This is a genomic window from Myxococcus llanfairpwllgwyngyllgogerychwyrndrobwllllantysiliogogogochensis, from assembly GCF_006636215.1.
Classification (GTDB): Bacteria; Myxococcota; Myxococcia; order Myxococcales; family Myxococcaceae; genus Myxococcus; species Myxococcus llanfairpwllgwyngyllgogerychwyrndrobwllllantysiliogogogochensis.
The window spans coordinates 1-596 of sequence record NZ_VIFM01000620.1; the positions used below are offsets into that span (position 1 = coordinate 1).

The 596-nt window shown below is 76.8% G+C and carries 1 protein-coding gene; it reads right to left on the reverse strand.

Translation table 11 applies throughout. The features are described 5' to 3' along the window. Positions 1-596 (reverse strand): histidine kinase dimerization/phospho-acceptor domain-containing protein (locus tag FJV41_RS57095; protein WP_281291661.1); only part of this gene is annotated, 596 nt, incomplete at both ends.

Here is a 596-nt window from a genome sequence, read left to right on the forward strand (position 1 = left end):
GGCCGGCGTCGCCGCGCACGGCGACCGGTACGTCCAGGCCTTCGGCGCCGAGGTCCACGCCGAGGGCGTCGGCACGGGGCAGGTAGCGCAGCAGCACGCCGCGCACCAGGGCGTCGAGCGCCACGGTCTGCAGGGGCAGGGCGATCTCGCCCTCGGCGGCGCGTGCCAGTGCCAGCAGCTGATCGACGGTGCGGCTCGCGCGCTGTTCGGTGTCGGCGATGCCCTGCAGCTCGCCGCGCCAGACGGCGGGGTCGTCCTGCGCCAGCGCGTTGGCGGCCTGCGCGCGGATGCCGGCGAGCGGGGTGCGCAGTTCGTGGGCCACGTTGCCCGCGAATTCGCGCTGCGCCTGCAGGCCGCGGCGCACGCGGGCGAGCAGGCCGTCCAGCGCTTCGCCGAGCCGTTCCACGTCGCTCGTGCGGGCCCCGGCGGTCAGGGCGCCCGGCAGGGGCTGCAGGTCGGCCGCGTCGCGCCGTGCCATGGCGTCCTGCAGGTCGGCCAGGGGCCGCAGGTCGCGCTCGATGCCGCGCAGCAGCCACGAACCCAGCACCACCAGCAGCCACAGCTGCGCGAGCACCGAGAACAGCAGCAGCCTGCCC